The sequence below is a fragment of the Halomonas stenophila genome, from assembly GCF_014192275.1.
Taxonomy (GTDB): domain Bacteria; phylum Pseudomonadota; class Gammaproteobacteria; order Pseudomonadales; family Halomonadaceae; genus Halomonas; species Halomonas stenophila.
In genome coordinates, this window is sequence record NZ_JACHXR010000013.1 from 89992 (window position 1) to 106268 (window position 16277).

Annotated in this window: 10 protein-coding genes and 1 pseudogene; 5 read left to right on the forward strand and 6 right to left on the reverse strand. The window is 67.5% G+C overall.

The window, feature by feature from the left end:
• Nucleotides 1–97: 97 nt before the first annotated feature.
• The 4 genes from FHR97_RS17210 (at nt 98) to FHR97_RS17225 (ending at nt 5852) form a co-directional block, all read left to right on the forward strand.
• Nucleotides 98–1705, forward strand: coding sequence for a carboxyl transferase domain-containing protein (locus tag FHR97_RS17210; RefSeq protein WP_183385026.1), 1608 nt, complete (start codon nt 98–100; stop codon nt 1703–1705).
• A gap of 135 nt (nt 1706–1840) precedes the next feature.
• Nucleotides 1841–2671 carry an enoyl-CoA hydratase-related protein gene (locus FHR97_RS17215; protein WP_183385027.1) on the forward strand — a complete coding sequence of 277 codons (831 nt, stop codon included), beginning with the start codon at nt 1841–1843 and terminating at the stop codon, nt 2669–2671.
• Entirely contained in the window at nt 2668–4734 is a 2067-nt protein-coding gene (locus FHR97_RS17220; protein WP_183385028.1) for an acetyl-CoA carboxylase biotin carboxylase subunit, read from the forward strand. The genes FHR97_RS17215 and FHR97_RS17220 overlap by 4 nt, the downstream gene beginning before the upstream one ends.
• Nucleotides 4735–4952: 218 nt before the next feature.
• Nucleotides 4953–5852 carry a hydroxymethylglutaryl-CoA lyase gene (locus tag FHR97_RS17225; protein ID WP_183385029.1) on the forward strand — a complete coding sequence of 300 codons (900 nt, stop codon included), beginning with the start codon at nt 4953–4955 and terminating at the stop codon, nt 5850–5852.
• 197 nt (nt 5853–6049) lie between these two features.
• On the opposite strand, the gene FHR97_RS17230 is transcribed toward FHR97_RS17225, so the two are convergent.
• On the reverse strand, nt 6050–6694 hold the full coding sequence (locus FHR97_RS17230; protein WP_183385030.1) for a TetR/AcrR family transcriptional regulator: 645 nt from the start codon (nt 6692–6694) through the stop codon (nt 6050–6052).
• A 91-nt stretch (nt 6695–6785) separates the two neighbouring features.
• Between FHR97_RS17230 and fabF the strand changes: the two genes are divergently transcribed.
• A complete protein-coding gene (gene fabF / locus FHR97_RS17235; protein ID WP_183385031.1) occupies nt 6786–8051 on the forward strand; it encodes a beta-ketoacyl-ACP synthase II in 1266 nt (421 codons plus the stop codon).
• A 102-nt stretch (nt 8052–8153) separates the two neighbouring features.
• Here the strand turns inward: fabF and FHR97_RS17240 are convergent, their stop codons facing one another.
• From FHR97_RS17240 to FHR97_RS20545, 5 genes and pseudogenes are all read right to left on the reverse strand, one after another.
• On the reverse strand, nt 8154–10346 hold the full coding sequence (locus FHR97_RS17240; protein ID WP_183385032.1) for an OsmC domain/YcaO domain-containing protein: 2193 nt from the start codon (nt 10344–10346) through the stop codon (nt 8154–8156).
• Nucleotides 10347–10501: 155 nt separating this feature from the next.
• Entirely contained in the window at nt 10502–12823 is a 2322-nt protein-coding gene (locus tag FHR97_RS17245; protein WP_183385033.1) for a TRAP transporter permease, read from the reverse strand.
• A 93-nt stretch (nt 12824–12916) separates the two neighbouring features.
• Nucleotides 12917–13864: a TAXI family TRAP transporter solute-binding subunit gene (locus tag FHR97_RS17250; protein WP_183385034.1), complete on the reverse strand. Its 948-nt coding sequence runs from the start codon at nt 13862–13864 to the stop codon at nt 12917–12919.
• Between the two features lie 566 nt (nt 13865–14430).
• Entirely contained in the window at nt 14431–15795 is a 1365-nt protein-coding gene (locus tag FHR97_RS17255) for a putative bifunctional diguanylate cyclase/phosphodiesterase (RefSeq protein WP_281380504.1), read from the reverse strand.
• A 21-nt stretch (nt 15796–15816) separates the two neighbouring features.
• Nucleotides 15817–16164 (reverse strand): annotated as a pseudogene (locus FHR97_RS20545) (GAF domain-containing protein); the annotation flags it as partial.
• Between the last annotated feature and the right edge of the window lie 113 nt (nt 16165–16277).

Consider the following 16277-nt stretch of genomic DNA (forward strand, 5'->3'; position numbering starts at 1 on the left):
GCGCATCCGACACAGACCGGCCCGGCATCACGGTGGATGCGCTGGCGCTTATCCACCCTACCGGGCCTCCGACCTTCCGCTCATCTCGGAGAGATGTATGTCCATCCTGACGTCCCAGATCAATCCACGCAGCGAAGGCTTCCAGGCCAACGACGCGGCGATGCGCGCCGAGGTCGGCAAGCTGCGCGAGCTGACCGCCGCCATCAGTCAGGGCGGCGGCGAGAAGGCCCGCACCCGCCACGAGTCCCGCGGCAAGCTGTTCGTGCGCGACCGCATCGACCACCTGCTCGACGAGGGCTCGCCCTTCCTCGAATTCTCGGCGCTGGCCGCGCACGAGGTCTACGACAGCCCGGTGCCCGCCGCCGGCGTGGTCACCGGCATCGGCCGGGTCAGCGGCGTGGAGTGCGTGATCGTCGCCAACGACGCCACGGTCAAGGGCGGCACCTACTTCCCGCTGACCGTGAAGAAGCACCTGCGCGCCCAGGAGATCGCCCGCCAGCACCGCCTGCCCTGCCTCTACCTGGTGGATTCCGGCGGCGCCTTCCTGCCCCGCCAGGACGAGGTCTTCCCGGACCGCGACCACTTCGGGCGCATCTTCTACAACCAGGCCACCCTCTCCGCCGAGGGCATCCCGCAGATCGCCGTGGTGATGGGCTCCTGCACCGCCGGCGGCGCCTACGTGCCGGCCATGGCCGACGAGTCGATCATCGTCCGCGAGCAGGGCACCATCTTCCTCGGCGGCCCGCCGCTGGTGAAGGCCGCCACCGGCGAGTCTATCAGCGCCGAGGACCTGGGCGGCGCCGACGTCCACACCAAGCGCAGCGGCGTGGCCGACCACTACGCCGAGAACGACGCCCACGCCCTGCAGCTGGCGCGGCGCTGCGTGGCGCGACTCAACTGGCAGAAGCGCGGCCGGCTGGCCATGGCCGAGCCCAAGCCGCCGCGCCTCGATCCCGAGGAGCTCTACGGCATCGTCGGCACCGACCTCAAGAAGCCCTTCGAGGTGCGCGAGGTGATCGGGCGCATCGTCGACGACTCCGCCTTCGACGAGTTCAAGCGCTACTACGGCGACACCCTGGTCACCGGCTTCGCCCATATCCACGGCCACCCGGTGGGCATCGTCGCCAACAACGGCGTGCTGTTCTCCGAGAGCGCGGTCAAGGGCGCCCACTTCATCGAGCTATGCGCCCAAAGGAAAATCCCCTTGATTTTCCTACAAAATATTACCGGCTTCATGGTGGGCTCCAGGTACGAGCACGAGGGCATCGCCAAGCACGGTGCCAAGCTGGTCACCGCCGTGGCCTGCGCCAGAGTGCCCAAGTTCACCGTGCTGATCGGCGGCAGCTTCGGCGCCGGCAACTACGGCATGTGCGGCCGCGCCTTCGAGCCCAACCTGCTGTTCATGTGGCCGAATGCCAGGATTTCCGTGATGGGCGGCGAGCAGGCGGCCGGGGTGCTCGCCCAGGTCAAGCGCGAGCAGATCGAGCGCGAGGGCCGCGAGTGGTCCGCCGAGGAGGAGGCCGCCTTCAAGCAGCCGACCCGCGACCAGTACGAGCACCAGGGTCACCCCTATTACGCCAGCGCGCGGCTGTGGGACGACGGCGTCATCGACCCGGCCCAGACCCGCGACGTGCTGGGCCTGTCCCTGGCCGCCGCCATGAATGCCGAGGTGGAAGAGACCCGCTTCGGCGTGTTCAGGATGTAGTCCCCTTGCTGCGCAAGGGAGCTGGACGCTTGAAGTTCTAAGCTGGAAGTCACCACCGCACGCCCCGGAGGCAAGATACCGGGGTTTCTTCAAACTTCCAGCTTCCGGCTTCAAGCTCTGCTAACGAGGTCTGACATGTCACAGACAACCTTCTCAACACTGGCGATCGACGACCGCGGGGTCGCCCGGCTCACGCTGGATCGCCCGGAAGTGCACAACGCCTTCGACGACCACCTGATCGCCGAGCTCAACGACCACCTGCACCGGGTGGGCGAGCTCGCCCGGCGCGGCGAGGTGCGCCTGCTGGTGCTGGGCTCCGAGGGCAAGAGCTTCTCCGCCGGCGCCGACCTGCACTGGATGAAGCGCATGCTCGACTACGACTTCGAGGACAACCTGGCGGACTCCCGGGAGCTCTCGGCGCTGATGCACGGCCTGGACACCCTGCCCTGCCCCAGCGTGTGCCGCGTGCAGGGTGCCACCTTCGGCGGCGCCGTGGGCCTGGCCGCCTGCTGCGACGTGGTCATCGCCTCCGAGAAGGCCAGGTTCTGCCTCTCCGAGGTGAAGATCGGCCTGTCGCCGGCGGTGATCAGCCCCTACGTGCAGCGCGCCATCGGCGAGCGGCAGATGCGCCGCTACGCGCTGACCGCCGAGGTCATGGACGCCGCCACCGCCGAGACCCTGGGCCTGGCCCACCGGGTGGTCGCCGCCGACGACCTGGATGCGGCGGTCGAGGCCATGGTCGACACCCTGCTGGCCACCTCGCCCCAGGCCAGCCGCGCCACCAAGGCGCTGCTCGCCGAGGTGGCCCGCGAGCCCGACAGCAACGCGACCCGCGATCACACCTGCCGCATCATCAGCGAGCTGCGGGTCAGCCACGAGGGCCAGGAGGGCCTGGCCAGCTTCTTCGAGAAGCGTCGTCCCGCCTGGGCCCCCGACTCCTCATCGACCACGGAGCGTCGTACATGACCCGGACGCCGAACAACAACGCCCAGCGCTTCGACACCCTGCTGGTGGCCAACCGCGGCGAGATCGCCTGCCGCGTGATGCGCACCGCCCGCGCCATGGGCCTGCGCACCGTGGCGGTCTACTCCGACGCCGATGCCAACGCCCGCCACGTGCGCGAGGCCGACGAGGCCGTGCGCCTGGGCCCGGCCGCCGCCCGCGAGAGCTACCTGAACGTGGAGGCGGTGATCGAGGCCGCCCGGCGCACCGGCGCCGGCGCCATCCACCCCGGCTACGGCTTCCTCTCCGAGAACGGCCCCTTCGTGGAGGCCCTGGACGCCGCCGGCATCACCTTCGTCGGCCCGCCCGCCTCGGCCATCGCCGCCATGGGCGACAAGTCCGCCGCCAAGGCGCGCATGCATGACGCCGGGGTGCCGCTGGTGCCCGGCTACCACGGCGAGGGCCAGGACGATGCCCTCCTGCGCGACGAGGCCGAGCGCATCGGCTACCCGGTGCTGCTCAAGGCCAGCGCCGGCGGCGGCGGCAAGGGCATGCGCGTGGTGGAGTCCAGTGAGGCCTTCCAGGCCGCCCTGGACGGATGTCGCCGCGAGTCCCAGGCCGCCTTCGGCGACCAGCGCATGCTGATCGAGAAGTACCTGACCCAGCCGCGCCACGTGGAGGTCCAGGTGTTCTGCGACACCCACGGCGACGGCGTCTACCTCTTCGAACGCGACTGCAGCGTGCAACGCCGCCACCAGAAGGTCCTCGAGGAGGCCCCGGCCCCGGGCATGACCGCCGAGCTGCGCCGGCAGATGGGCGAGGCCGCGGTGCGCGCCGCCAAGGAGATCGGCTACGTCGGCGCGGGCACGGTGGAGTTCCTGCTCGACGTCGACGGCAGCTTCTACTTCATGGAGATGAACACCCGCCTGCAGGTGGAGCACCCGGTCACCGAGATGATCACCGGCCAGGACCTGGTGGAGTGGCAGCTGCGCGTGGCCATGGGCGAGGAGCTCCCCCTGGCCCAGGACGAGTTGACCATCACCGGCCACAGCTTCGAGGCGCGCCTCTACGCCGAGGACCCGGAGCAGGACTTCCTGCCCGCCACCGGCACCCTCTCGCGCTTCGCCATGGACCTGGCCGGCGCCGGCCTGGACCCCAAGCGGGTACGCCTGGACAGCGGCGTGGCCACCGGCGATGTGGTCTCGATGCACTACGACCCCATGCTGGCCAAGCTGATCGTCCACGCCGACGACCGCCCCCAGGCGCTGGCCACCCTCAACCGGGCCCTGGCCGCCCTGGACGTGCAGGGCGTGGTCACCAACCGGGCCTTCCTGCAGCGCCTGGCTACCCATCCGGCCTTCCGTAATGCGGATCTCGATACGCGCTTTATCGAGCGCAACGAGGCGACGCTGTTCGCCGAGCGTCGGGTCGACCTGGAGGAATACGCCGGGGCGGCGCTGATCGGCCTGCACCAGTTGGCCCGGGAATGCGAGAGCGACTCCCCCTGGGATCGTCACGACGGCTTCCGCCTCAACGCGGCGCACACCATCCGCATCGCCCTGTGCGATCCCACGCATGTGCCGAACGAGGACGACGCCGAGGCCGTGGTGGTGGTCGAGGGCCGCCGCGAGGCCGAGGGCTCGCCCTGGCAGCTGACGCTGGGCGGGCGCACCTTCGCCGCCACCCTCGCGCCACTGGAGGGCGACGCCGTGGCGATAACCCTCGATGGCCATCGCCGTCGAATGCAGGCGCGACTGGTGGGCGAAGGGAGAGAGCGCAACGTGGTGGTGATGGTCGACCCGCAGCGGGAGACCCGGCTGTTCTGGCGGCGCATCGATGCCATCGACCACGGCCACCACGAGGCCGAGTCCACCCTCACCGCGCCCATGCACGGCACCGTGGTCGCACTGCTGGTGGAGGCCGGCGCCCGGGTCGAGAAAGGCATGCCGCTGATGGTCATGGAAGCCATGAAGATGGAGCACACCCTGACCGCCCCCGCCGACGGCCACGTGGAGAGCTTCCACTTCGCCGCCGGCGATACGGTCGGCCAGGGCGATGTGCTGCTGGAATTCGCCGCGGACGAGTAACCCATCACCGGGCGCAGAGCTCAAGGGTCGGCGGTGCCGGAGGAAGCCTCCGATGTGAGCGGCGCTGGGGACAGGCCGAAGGGGAGGTCCTACGCCAAGGATGGCGTCGGTAGCGCCCAGGGAGGGGTTCACAGCGCCTCCCCGCAGGCCTGTCGCCGGGAAAGCCGCGACACGTAGCCACACCTCAGGCCCGTCATCAGCCAGACAGGAGAGAACCCATGGCCTTCCCCCCATCCGTGCGCCTGGTCGAGGTCGGCCCCCGCGACGGGCTGCAGAACGAGCCCGAGGCGATCGCCACCGAGACCAAGCTGGAACTGATCGACCGCCTGGGCGCGGCGGGCCTCGCCCATATCGAGGCGGCGAGCTTCGTCTCGCCCAAGTGGGTGCCGCAGATGGCCGACCACCACGAGGTGATGACCGGCCTCAGGCGCCGCGAGGGCATCGTCTACTCGGCGCTGACCCCCAACCTCAAGGGCCTGGAGGCGGCGCTCGAGTGCGGCGTCGAGGAGGTGGCGGTGTTCGGCGCCGCCAGCGAGACCTTCTCGCGGAAGAACATCAACTGCTCGGTGGCCGAGTCCCTGGAGCGCTTCGCCCCGGTGCTCGAGCGCGCCCGGGAGGCGAACGTCCGCGTGCGCGGCTACGTCTCCTGCGTGCTGGGCTGCCCCTACGAGGGTGAGATCGCCTCGGCCAAGGTGGCCGAGGTCGCCAAGGCCCTCCATGACATGGGCTGCTACGAGATCTCGCTGGGCGACACCATCGGCACCGGCACCCCGCTCAAGGCCAAGCGCATGCTCGAGGCCGTGGCCCGCGACGTGCCCCTGACCCGGCTCGCCGCCCACTTCCACGACACCTACGGCCAGGCGCTGGCCAACCTCTACGCCGTGCTCGAGGAAGGCGTGGCGGTGATCGACAGCTCCGTGGCCGGCCTCGGCGGCTGCCCGTATGCGAAAGGCGCCTCCGGCAACGTGGCCAGCGAAGACGTGGTCTACCTGCTCAACGGCCTCGGCATCCAATCCGGCATCGACCTGGACCAGCTCGCCGCTACCGGCCACTGGATCACCCAGGCCATCGGCCGGCCCAATCGTTCCAAGGTCGGCGTGGCGCTCGCCGCCAAGTGACCACCCCGCAAGACGCAAAAGCCCCCGAGCCAGTCGCCTGGCTCGGGGGCTGTGGTAATCATCGAGATCGGTGCCAGGCAGCCAGGTCACGCGGCTACCGGAACGAGGCCAACTTCATCACCATGATCTACCGGATCGGTAGCCCCGTGGGGCGCATGCTGGATCACACCAGATCCGCATGAGGTGGCGAAGAACCTCTACCTGGCGTCGCCCAGCATGCCCTCCAGCTCGCTTTCGTCGACGCCGAGCATCTGCAGGATGTTGCGCTGTGCGGCGTTCAGGATGCGTTGACGCTCCTGCTCGCCGGGCAGGCTCTTGGCGATGGCCACGGCGCCCACCAGCGAGGCGAGGATGGCACGCGACTTCTCGGCGATGACCTCGCGATCGGGCTCGAAGGGCAGTTTCTTCAAGCGGCCCAGCGCGATGAGCCGGGTTTCCAGCATCTTCTTCATGCGCAGGTAGGAGGCCTCGAACAGCGTGCGAACCTCGGCATTCTCGTTACCGATCTCGTTGAACAGCACCGTCTCCGGTCCCGGCATCTGCTTGCGTTCCAGCTCCTGAAGGTTCCAGCAGTTGGCGACCAGCTCCGTCAGGTGCTTCACCGACAGGGGCCCCTTGACCAGCCTGGCCGCGCGACTGCTCTCCAGGGTTTCCCGCACCGAGGCATGATAGAGCGCTTCCTTCGAGGCAAAGTGCGTGTAGAAGGCCCCGTGGGTCATCCTGGCCAACTTCATGATCTGCCCGATGGAGACCTTCTCGAAGCCTTGGCGACTGAACAGCTCGATGGCCGACTTGAGGATGCGCTCCCGGGATCTCGCCTTGTGGTTCGCTGAGTAGGGCATGGCGACCTCACACTCCCACGCTGAATATTACCTTGATCATATAAAGCCCGATGCTAGCGTGGCATCACCCCGAGCTGTTCAGGACATCACCATGCAAACACCACTCGTCATCACCGGCATGGGCATGATCAGCCCGCTTGGTTGCGGCGTCAAGGCAGGCTGGGAGCGCCTCCTCGCCGGCCGCTCCGGCATCTCCCCGATCACCCGGTTCGATACCGGCGACCTGCCGATCAAGGTCGCGGGCTCGGTGCCCGACATTGCCGACGACCCCGAAGCCGGCCTCGACCCGGACCGGGTGGCCGATGCCAAGGAGCGCCGCAAGCTGGAACGCTTCAGCCTCTACGCCATGGCCGCCGCCGAAGAGGCGCTGACCCAGGCCGACTGGTTCCCGACCAGCGATGCGGACCGCCTGGCCACCGCCACCATCGTGGGTTCCGGCATCGGCGGCTTCCCCACCATCACCCAGGCGCAGAACACCCTGACGACACGCGGCCATCGCCGGCTCTCCCCTTTCACCGTGCCGGCCTTCCTGGCCAACCTGGCGGCGGGCAACGTGTCGATTCGCCATGGCTTTCGGGGGCCACTGGGGTGCCCGGTGACCGCCTGTGCGGCAGGCATCCAGGCCATCGGCGATGGCATGCGCCTGATCCGCAGCGGCGAGGCCGATGTGGCCCTGGTAGGCGGCGCCGAGGCCTGTATCGACCCGCTCTCGCTGGCCAGCTTCCACGCCATGAAGGCACTCTCCACCGAACGGGACGATCCCGCCAGGGCGTCGCGCCCCTTCGACCAGGCACGCAATGGGTTTGTCATGGGGGAAGGGGCGGGACTGTTGGTGATCGAAAGCCTGGCCCACGCCGAGGCCCGCGGGGCAACGCCCCTGGCCGTTCTCGGCGGCTATGGCACCAGCGCCGACGCCCACCACATCACCGCCGGCCCGGAAGACGGTGCCGGTGCCGCGGCGGCCGTTCGAGCGGCGCTGCGGATGGCGGGGCTATCTCCCGAGGCGATCGACCACATCAATGCCCACGCCACCTCGACGCCGGTCGGCGACCGTGCCGAGATCGCCGCCCTGCGCAACGTCTTCGGCGACGCCCTCGCCGGCATCCCGATTTCCGCCACCAAGTCGACCACCGGCCATCTGCTCGGTGCCGCCGGCGGGGTGGAGAGCATCTTCTCTGCGCTGGCGGTGATGCACGACCGCCTGCCCCCTACCCTGAACCTGGAAAACGCCGACGAGGACATGCGGGATCTGGACTTCGTGCCTGGCGTGGCGCGCGAACAGCCCACCCGGCATGTGCTGTGCAATGGCTTCGGCTTCGGCGGAGTGAATGCCGCCCTGATCATCAGTCGGTTGTAGGGGCCAACGCCGACCGACCGTGCACGCCAAGCAACAAAAAGCCCCGCGCCAGCAATGAACTGACCCGGGGCGATGACGTGTGAAGCGTGGTCGTGGCGTGACTTACACGGCCACCCCGGCCCGGGCGGCGCGCGCCGCGTGCAGCTTCTTGTAGCTCTCGATCAGGCGCTGGTGCTTCTCGAGGCCTTCCAGCTGCATGTTGGTCGGGGTCAGGCCGTGGAAGCGCACCTCGCCGTTCACCGAGCCGACCACCGACTGCATGGTCTGCTCGCCGAACATGCGCGTGAAGTTGTAGAGGTAGTCGTCCAGCTCCAGCTCGTCGTCCAGAGCGATCTCCAGCACCGCGTTCACCGCCTGGTAGAAGAGCCCGCGCTCGACGGTGTTGTCGTTGAACTGCAGGAACATCTGGACCCGGTCCAGGGCCTCCTCGTGCTGCCCCAGCGCCAGGTTGATCAGCAGCTTGAGCTCGAGGATGGTCAGCTGCCCCCAGACGGTGTTCTCGTCGAACTCGATGCCGATCAGGGTGATGATGTCCTCGTGGTCATCGATCTGGGTCTCCTCCAGGCGCTCCAGCAGCTCGGCCAGCCGCTCGTCGCTCAGCTCGTGGAGGTGCAGGATGTCCTCGCGGAACAGCAGGGCCTTGTTGGTGTTGTCCCAGACCAGGTCCTCCACCGGATAGACCTCGGAATAGCCCGGCACCAGGATGCGGCACACCGGTGCGCCCAGGTCCTCATGGACGGCCATGTAGGCCTCCAGGCCCAGCTCCTCGAGGATGCCGAACAGCCCGGCGGCCTCCTCGTCGTTGGTACCCGAGAAGTCCCACTCGACGAACTCCACGTCCGCCTTGGAGCTGAAGAAGCGCCAGGACACCACGCCGGAGGAGTCGATGAAGTGCTCGACGAAGTTGTTGGGCTCGGACACCGCCAGGGAGTTGAAGGTCGGCGGCAGGAAGTCGTTCAGGCCCTCGAAGCTGCGGCCCTGCATCAGCTCGGTCAGGCTGCGCTCGAGGGCCACCTCGAAGCTCGGGTGGGCACCGAAGGAGGCGAAGACGCCGCCGGTCTTGGGGTTCATCAGGGTGACGCACATCACCGGGAAGCGCCCGCCCAGGGAGGCATCCTTGACCAGCACCGGGAAGCCCTGGGCCTCCAGCGCCTCGACGCCCTCGAGGATGTCGGGGTACTTCTCGAGTACCGCCATCGGCACATCGGGCAGCGTCAGTTCCTGCTCGAGGATCTCCCGTTTCACCGCCCGCTCGAAGATCTCCGAGAGGCACTGCACCTGCGCCTCGGGCAGGGTATTGCCGGCGCTCATGCCGTTGCTGAGGAAGAGGTTCTCGATCAGGTTGGAGGGGAAGTAGACCGTCACGCCGTCCGACTGGCGCACGTAGGGCAGCGCGACGATGCCGCGCTCCACCTTGCCGGAGTTGGTGTCGATCAGGTTCGAGCCGCCCAGTTCGCCGTCCGGGTCGTAGATCGCCCGGCAGTGGTCATCCAGGATGCCCTCCGGCAGCGCGTCGTTGGGCCCCGGCTGGAACCACTCCTCGTTCGGGTAGTGGACGAAGGCGCTGCCCGCGATCTCCTCGCCGAAGAACTGGTCGTTATAGAAGAAGTTGCAGCTCAGGCGCTCGATGAACTCGCCCAGCGCCGAGCACAGCGCGCTCTCCTTGGTGGCACCCTTGCCGTTGGTGAAGCACATCGGCGAGGCGGCATCGCGGATGTGCAGCGACCACACGTGGGGCACGATGTTGCGCCAGGAGGCGATCTCGACCTTCATGCCGAGCGCCTCGAAGAGGCCCGTCATGTTGGCGATGGTCTGCTCCAGCGGCAGGTCCTTGCCCTCGATCCAGGTGCTCGCGCCCTCCTCCGGCTCGGCCATCAGCAACGCCTGGGCGTCCTCGTCCAGGTTCTCGACCGTCTCGATCTGGAACTCGGGGCCGGTCTGCACCACCTTCTTGACCGTGCAGCGCTCGATGGAGCGCAGGATGCCCTCGCGGTCCTTGGCGGACAGGTCCTCCGGCAGCTCGACCTGGATCTTGAAGATCTGCTTGTAGCGGTTCTCCGGGTCGACGATGTTGTTCTGCGACAGGCGGATGTTCTCGGTGGGAATGTTGCGCGCGTTGCAGTAGACCTTGACGAAATAGGCCGCGCACATCGCCGACGACGCCAGGAAGTAGTCGAAGGGCCCGGGCGCCGAGCCGTCGCCCTTGTAGCGGATCGGCTGGTCGGAGATGACCGTGAAGTCGTCGAACTTGGCCTCCAGCCGGAGGTTGTCGAGATAGTTGACCTTGATTTCCATTGACAAAGCACCGGATTCGTGTACATGGCGGCCGCAGCGCGTAGCCCGCCATTATCCAGCTTTTCCGGCCCTGCGTCTTGGGCGAGTGGTCAAAAATCCACCGGTCTGGGCGCCAGCCTGGTAGGGGATGGTCCCGGCCAGGCCTCTCCATGCCCTCAGGTCACGCCCGCCCGTCGATGCCGTCGATACCACTGGGAGAGATAGACCAGCGCATAGAGGCTCACGCCGAGAATATCGGTGAACCAGTTAGGTTGGATCAGCATGAAGGCCACGCCCAGCAGCACCAGCCGCTCGGGCAGGATGGTGCGGATGCGCACGAAGCCCTGCACCCCGGCGGCGAAGGCCATCATGCCCACCAGGGCGCTGGCGAAGATATGCCCGATCTGCAGCCAGCTCTCCACGTTTATCTGCAACAGTTGGGTGTTGAAGATGAACATGAACGGCAGGATGGCGGTGCGCATGTCATAGATGAAGCCCTGGACCCCGGTGCGGATCGGGTTGCTGCGGGCGATGCCGGCGGCGGCGTAGGCGGCCAGTCCCACCGGGGGGGTATCGTCGGCGAGGATGCCGAAGAAGAACACGAAGAGGTGCGCCGCCAGTAGCGGGATGCCGAAGCCGAATTCATTGCCCAACTGATAGATCACCGGCGCCGTCAGGGTCGCCATCACCACATAGTTGGCGGTGGTGGGGAGCCCCAGGCCGAGGATCAGGCTGGCCACGGCGGTGATCAGCAGCACGATGGCGAACTGGGTGGTGGTGTCGAACCCCGTCACGTCACCGCCGAAGAAATCCACCACCGGCAGGGTGACCAGGCCGATGCCCGAGGCCATGGCGGCGCTGAGGATCTGGATGATCTCGGTGAGCCGCAGCCCCACCCCGGTCTGGCTCACCGAGCCGACGATGATGCCGGCGGTGGCCACCGCCACGGCGATGCCCACCATGTTGCGTGCCCCGGCGAGCAGGCCCTGGAAGAGGGTCACCACCCCGCGCCACAGGGCCGTCGGCAGCGGGCGCCCCTGCCGCCAGGCCTTGATCGGCTCCTGCACCAGCATCAGTACCGCCAGGGCGAGGATCGCCGCCATCACCGCATAGCCCGGCGTGCGCTGCTCGATCACCAGGTAGTGGACCAGTACCGCCACCGGGATCAGGAAGTGGAGCCCCCCGAGGATGGTCCTGAGCCGTGGCGGCAGCTCATCGCGCGGGATGCCGTGCAGGCCCAGCTTCAGGGCCTCCAGGTGCATGATATAGAAGAGCGCGAAGTAGGCCACGAAGGCTGGAATGGCCGCGGCGCGAATCACCTCGATATAGGGCACCCCGACGAACTCGGCGATGATGAAGGCCGCCGCCCCCATCACCGGCGGCATCAGCTGGCCGTTGGTGGAGACCGCCACCTCGCAGGCTCCCGCCTTGTAGGCCGGGTAGCCGGTGCGCTTCATCAGCGGGATGGTGAAGGTGCCGGTGGTGACCACATTGGCCAGCGACGAGCCGGAGACCATGCCGGTCAGCCCCGAGGCCACCACCGCCGCCTTGGCCGGGCCGCCGCGCAGGTGACCGAGGAAGGAGTTGGCCACGTCGATGAAGTACTTGCCCGCCCCGGCCTTGTCGAGCATCGAACCGAACAGCACGAAGAGGAAGACGAAGGCCGTTGAGACCCCCACGGGCACCCCGAAGATGCCCTCGGTGGTCACGTACTGGTGGCTGATGGCCCGCTGCAGGCTGGCGCCGCGGTGGGCCAGCAGGTCCGGCATCCATTCCGCCAGCCAGGGAATGGCGCCGCGCGGCCCGGAGAGTTGGTAGAGGAAGAAGAGCCCGGCGATCACCGCCAGGGCCGGCCCCAGGCTGCGCCGGGTCGCCTCCAGCAGGAGCAGCATGAACAGCAGGCCGATCCAGATCTCGCGCTCGATCGCCAGCCCCTGCCGAGCCTGCAGGCCCTGGTAGTCGAACACCAGATAGAGCGCGCCGAGCCCGGCCATCAGGGCGAACAGCAGATCGAACCAGGGTACGCGGTGGATCTGTTCACCACGCAGCGACCAGAGCACCGCCACTGCCAGGGCGAGCCCCACGGCCAGCGCCAACCAGTGGGGCGGTGAAAGCGGCGTGACCTCCCCCACCAGGCGCACCGCCGCATAGCCGACCCCCAGGCTGAGGCCGCCCAGCACCGCCAGTTGGAAAACCCCCGGGCGCCGGCGGCCGCGAATGGCCGGAAACACCAGGAAGGCCAGGCTGATACCGCAGAAGACATGCACCGCCCGCTGGATGATCACGTCCACCGCCAGCACGCTCGCCACCCCGAGCTGAAACAGCGACCAGCCCAGTGACAGGCCGATGATCCCCCAGAGCAACACCCCGCTGGGCAGGCGGCCACCGGTCTCGAGCTCCTCGACCAGCCGACGCGCCGCGCGGGCGGCCTCGGTATCGGCCTGGGAAGGCTCGGCACCGTCCCGGGACGATTCGGGCGGCGGAACGGGATCGGCCATGGCGGTGCCTCACGGAGTGACCGGGCGAGGAAGCAGCCGGGGCCCATGGCCCCGGCCGCATTGCCGGGAAACGCGCCCGAAAAGGCCGCGACTCTATAGCAGGCCGGCCTCCTGGTAGGCACGCTCGGCCCCGGGATGCAGGGGGGCGCCGAGACCGCTCAGGAAGTCCTCTTCGGTGAGGTGGTTGAGGGCCGGATGGATCCGGGTGAAGTCCTCGAGGTTGTCGAGCACCGCCTTGGTGACCTTGTAGACCACCTCCTCGTCCAGATCGGTGGTGGTGACGAACAGCGCCTTGACGCCGAACAGGGTGATGTCCTCCTCCTGGCCACGATAGGTACCGGCGGGCACCTCGGTGAAGGCGAAGTACGGGAACTCCTCCACCAGGGCCTCGAACGCGGGATCGTCCATGGGCACGAAGACCACGTCCTGGGTGGTGCTGATATCCTGCAGGGCGGCCCCGCCGATGCCGACGGTGAAGAAGAAGCAGTCGACGCGACGGTCACGCAGGAAGTCCACCCCCTCGGGGGCGGTCAGGTTATAGGCATCGAAGTCGTCCAGGTCGATTTCCAGGGCCCGCAGCGCCTGCTCCACGGTGAAGCGGATGCCGGAGCCGGGGTTGCCGATGTTGACCCGCTTGCCGACGATATCGCGCACCTTGGTGATCCCGGATTCCCGGGAGCAGACCAGATGCAGCGGTTCGGCATGTAACCCCATCACGGTGCGCAGCTCGGAAACCGCCTCCCCCTCGAACGCAGCCTCGCCGTTATAGGCCTGATAGACCACGTCGGACTGGGCCAGGGCCAGGTCGAGTTCCCCGGCGGCCAAGGCTCGGACATTGAAGGCGGAACCACCGGTGGCCTCCACCGTGGCCCGCAGGCCCACCTCGGCCTGGTTGATGATCTGCCCCGTGGCGCCCCCCACGGGATAGTAGATACCCACCACGCTGGCGGTGCCGATGGTCAAGAACTGGCGCTGGGCGAGGGCCTGGTGGGTCACCAGTCCGAGCGCCAGGGCCAAGAGAACAACGATGAGTCTTTTCATGACAGCCTCCCGATGGAATGGATGGAACATCCGCCTCCTGCGGGGGCCCTTGCCCCGTGGCCTCTCTTTCACCGTCTCCCTCTCGGAGCGGTGAAGCCACGACATCGGCGACAGGGCCGGCTCGTCGATGGTGTCGAGGTACGGTCAATTACCAGTCTATACGCAAACGCCGCCCTGCCACGGCGTGGTCGTCGCGAATTTGCGACGAGCTCGGCGCGACTGCGCAGCGATGGGTGCCAGCGGTTGAGCCTCAGTACATCACTAGGGTGGTTGTCGCCGCAGCACCGACGATGGGGAGCGCCCTGCAGAGCGAGACCAGCCGGGCCGCCACATAGGTCCACCTTGAATCGCTAAAGCCGCGTTCACCGGATCGTCCAGCGCAACCATTGGTTAGCGCGAAGCGCTTTACCCCTGGATTCATGGAATAACCGCAGCGCTTTGGACGACCTACCCGGCGACTGTGGGATGCCGTCGCCTACCCCGCTTCAACCCCGGCCATCGACTTGGCGTGGTTACGGGCCCGGTAACGCCTCTCGGGGAGTGCGTAGTCGAAACGCATTCAAGTATCAGGACGTCTGTTCGGTCTCTATCATCTGCTCGATCTCGTCGGCGGGCCGTGCACCGCTCACCAGAAATCCCTGCCCCCAGTGACACCCCAGCGCCCAGAGGCGGTCGCGCTGCGCGATGGTTTCGATTCCCTCGGCCACCACATGGATCGACAGGTGGCGTGCCAGGTCGAGAATGGCCTGGACGATGGGCTCCCCGGCGGAATCCCCGTCGAGCCGGTCGACGAACAGCTTGTCGATCTTGAGTATATCCAGCGGCATCGACTGCAGGCGGGCCAGAGAGGAGTAGCCACGGCCGAAATCGTCCAGCGCCAGATGGAAACCCCAATCGCTGAGCACGTTCATTGCCTCCTCGACCTCTTCGGGCTCGTGCATGAGGGTTTCCTCGGTCAGCTCCAGGTGCCACCACTCTGGCTGGGTGCCGTTGGCCACCACTTGATCGCGGATGTGCTCGGCCGCCTGACGCCCTTGCAGCTGGCTGACGGAGAGGTTCACGGCCATGGACAAGGTAATCCCGCGCGCCCGCCAGTCCACCAGCTGCCGAGCCGCCGTTTTCAGCACCCAGTCACCGAGGGACCCCATCAATCTTAAATCCTCGGCGATGGGGATGAACTCCCCGGGCGAGATGCGGTTTCCCACGGCGTCCGTCCAGCGCAACAGCGCCTCGACACCGACCAGGCGACCGCTGTCGATCTCCCAGATAGGCTGGTAATGCAGCTGGAACTCCTCACATTCCAGGGCATGGTAGAACCGGGACTCCAGCGACAGGCGCTGTAGTCGCTGCTGCTCCATACCCGGAGAGTAGAACGCCAGCTGGTGGCCCTGTTTCTTGGCCTGGTACATGGCCATGTCGGCCTGGTCGATCACCCACTCCGGCACCGTCGTGCAACAGGGCAGCAGGCTGATGCCAATGCTGATACTCAGGTGGTGACGATGCCCCTGAATGGCGAACGGCTGCTCCAGTGCCTTGACGATCCGACCCGCCAGCGCCTCGGCACCGACGACCAGGCGGCGCATGCCATCCTCCTCGCAAGCCTGGGCGTCACGCGGATTGTCGATCATCACCACGATGAACTCGTCCCCGCCCTGCCGGCCCAGCAGGTCACCGTCACGCAGGGTGTGCTGAATGCGCCGTGCCGCCCGCCGCAGGATCTTATCCCCCGCAGCATGGCCCAGGGCATCATTGACCAGCTTGAAATCATTGAAGTCGAGAAACAGCACCGCGGCCTGCGGAAGACCTCCGGTACTGGCCACCAGCTGGTTAAGTCGGTGCAGGAGAAAGCGTCGATTCGGCAGGTCAGTCAGTGGGTCCCGGTAGGCCAGCTTGTAGATCTCCTGCTGCTGACGCTCCCGCTCGCACTGCATGCGCAACTTGTCGAGCCCGAAGGTCAGGTGCGTCGAGAGTCGTTCCAGTAACCATCGCTCATCACGCCCGAAGACTCCGGCTCGGCAGGCGCCGACCATCAGTACTCCGGCCGCGCCGTGGTCCGGCCGCAGGGGCAAGGCGACCAACGATTCCAGCCCCAGGTCCCGCAACTTCGCTCGCCAGGGGGGCAGGCCGAGAGCCGCGGCCAGGTCTGCCACCACCTGTGCCTCTCCCGAGGCGAGCGCCCAGCCCACCGGGCCCTGCCAGGTCGAACCGTCATCGTTCCAGGCGGCGCCGGACGCGTCGATACCGATCCCTGTGCCGATAGCCAGGATCTTGGGCACCGACTGGTCAGGATCGGCAATACCGACCCAGGCCGCCGCATGGAGTTATCGTCAAATCTGGTGGATGGCGGTCAGGCCGCATTCCTGTCTGATTGATCGGCTACCTGCTCCCCGTCCTGGAACTTGACGTTGCTGAC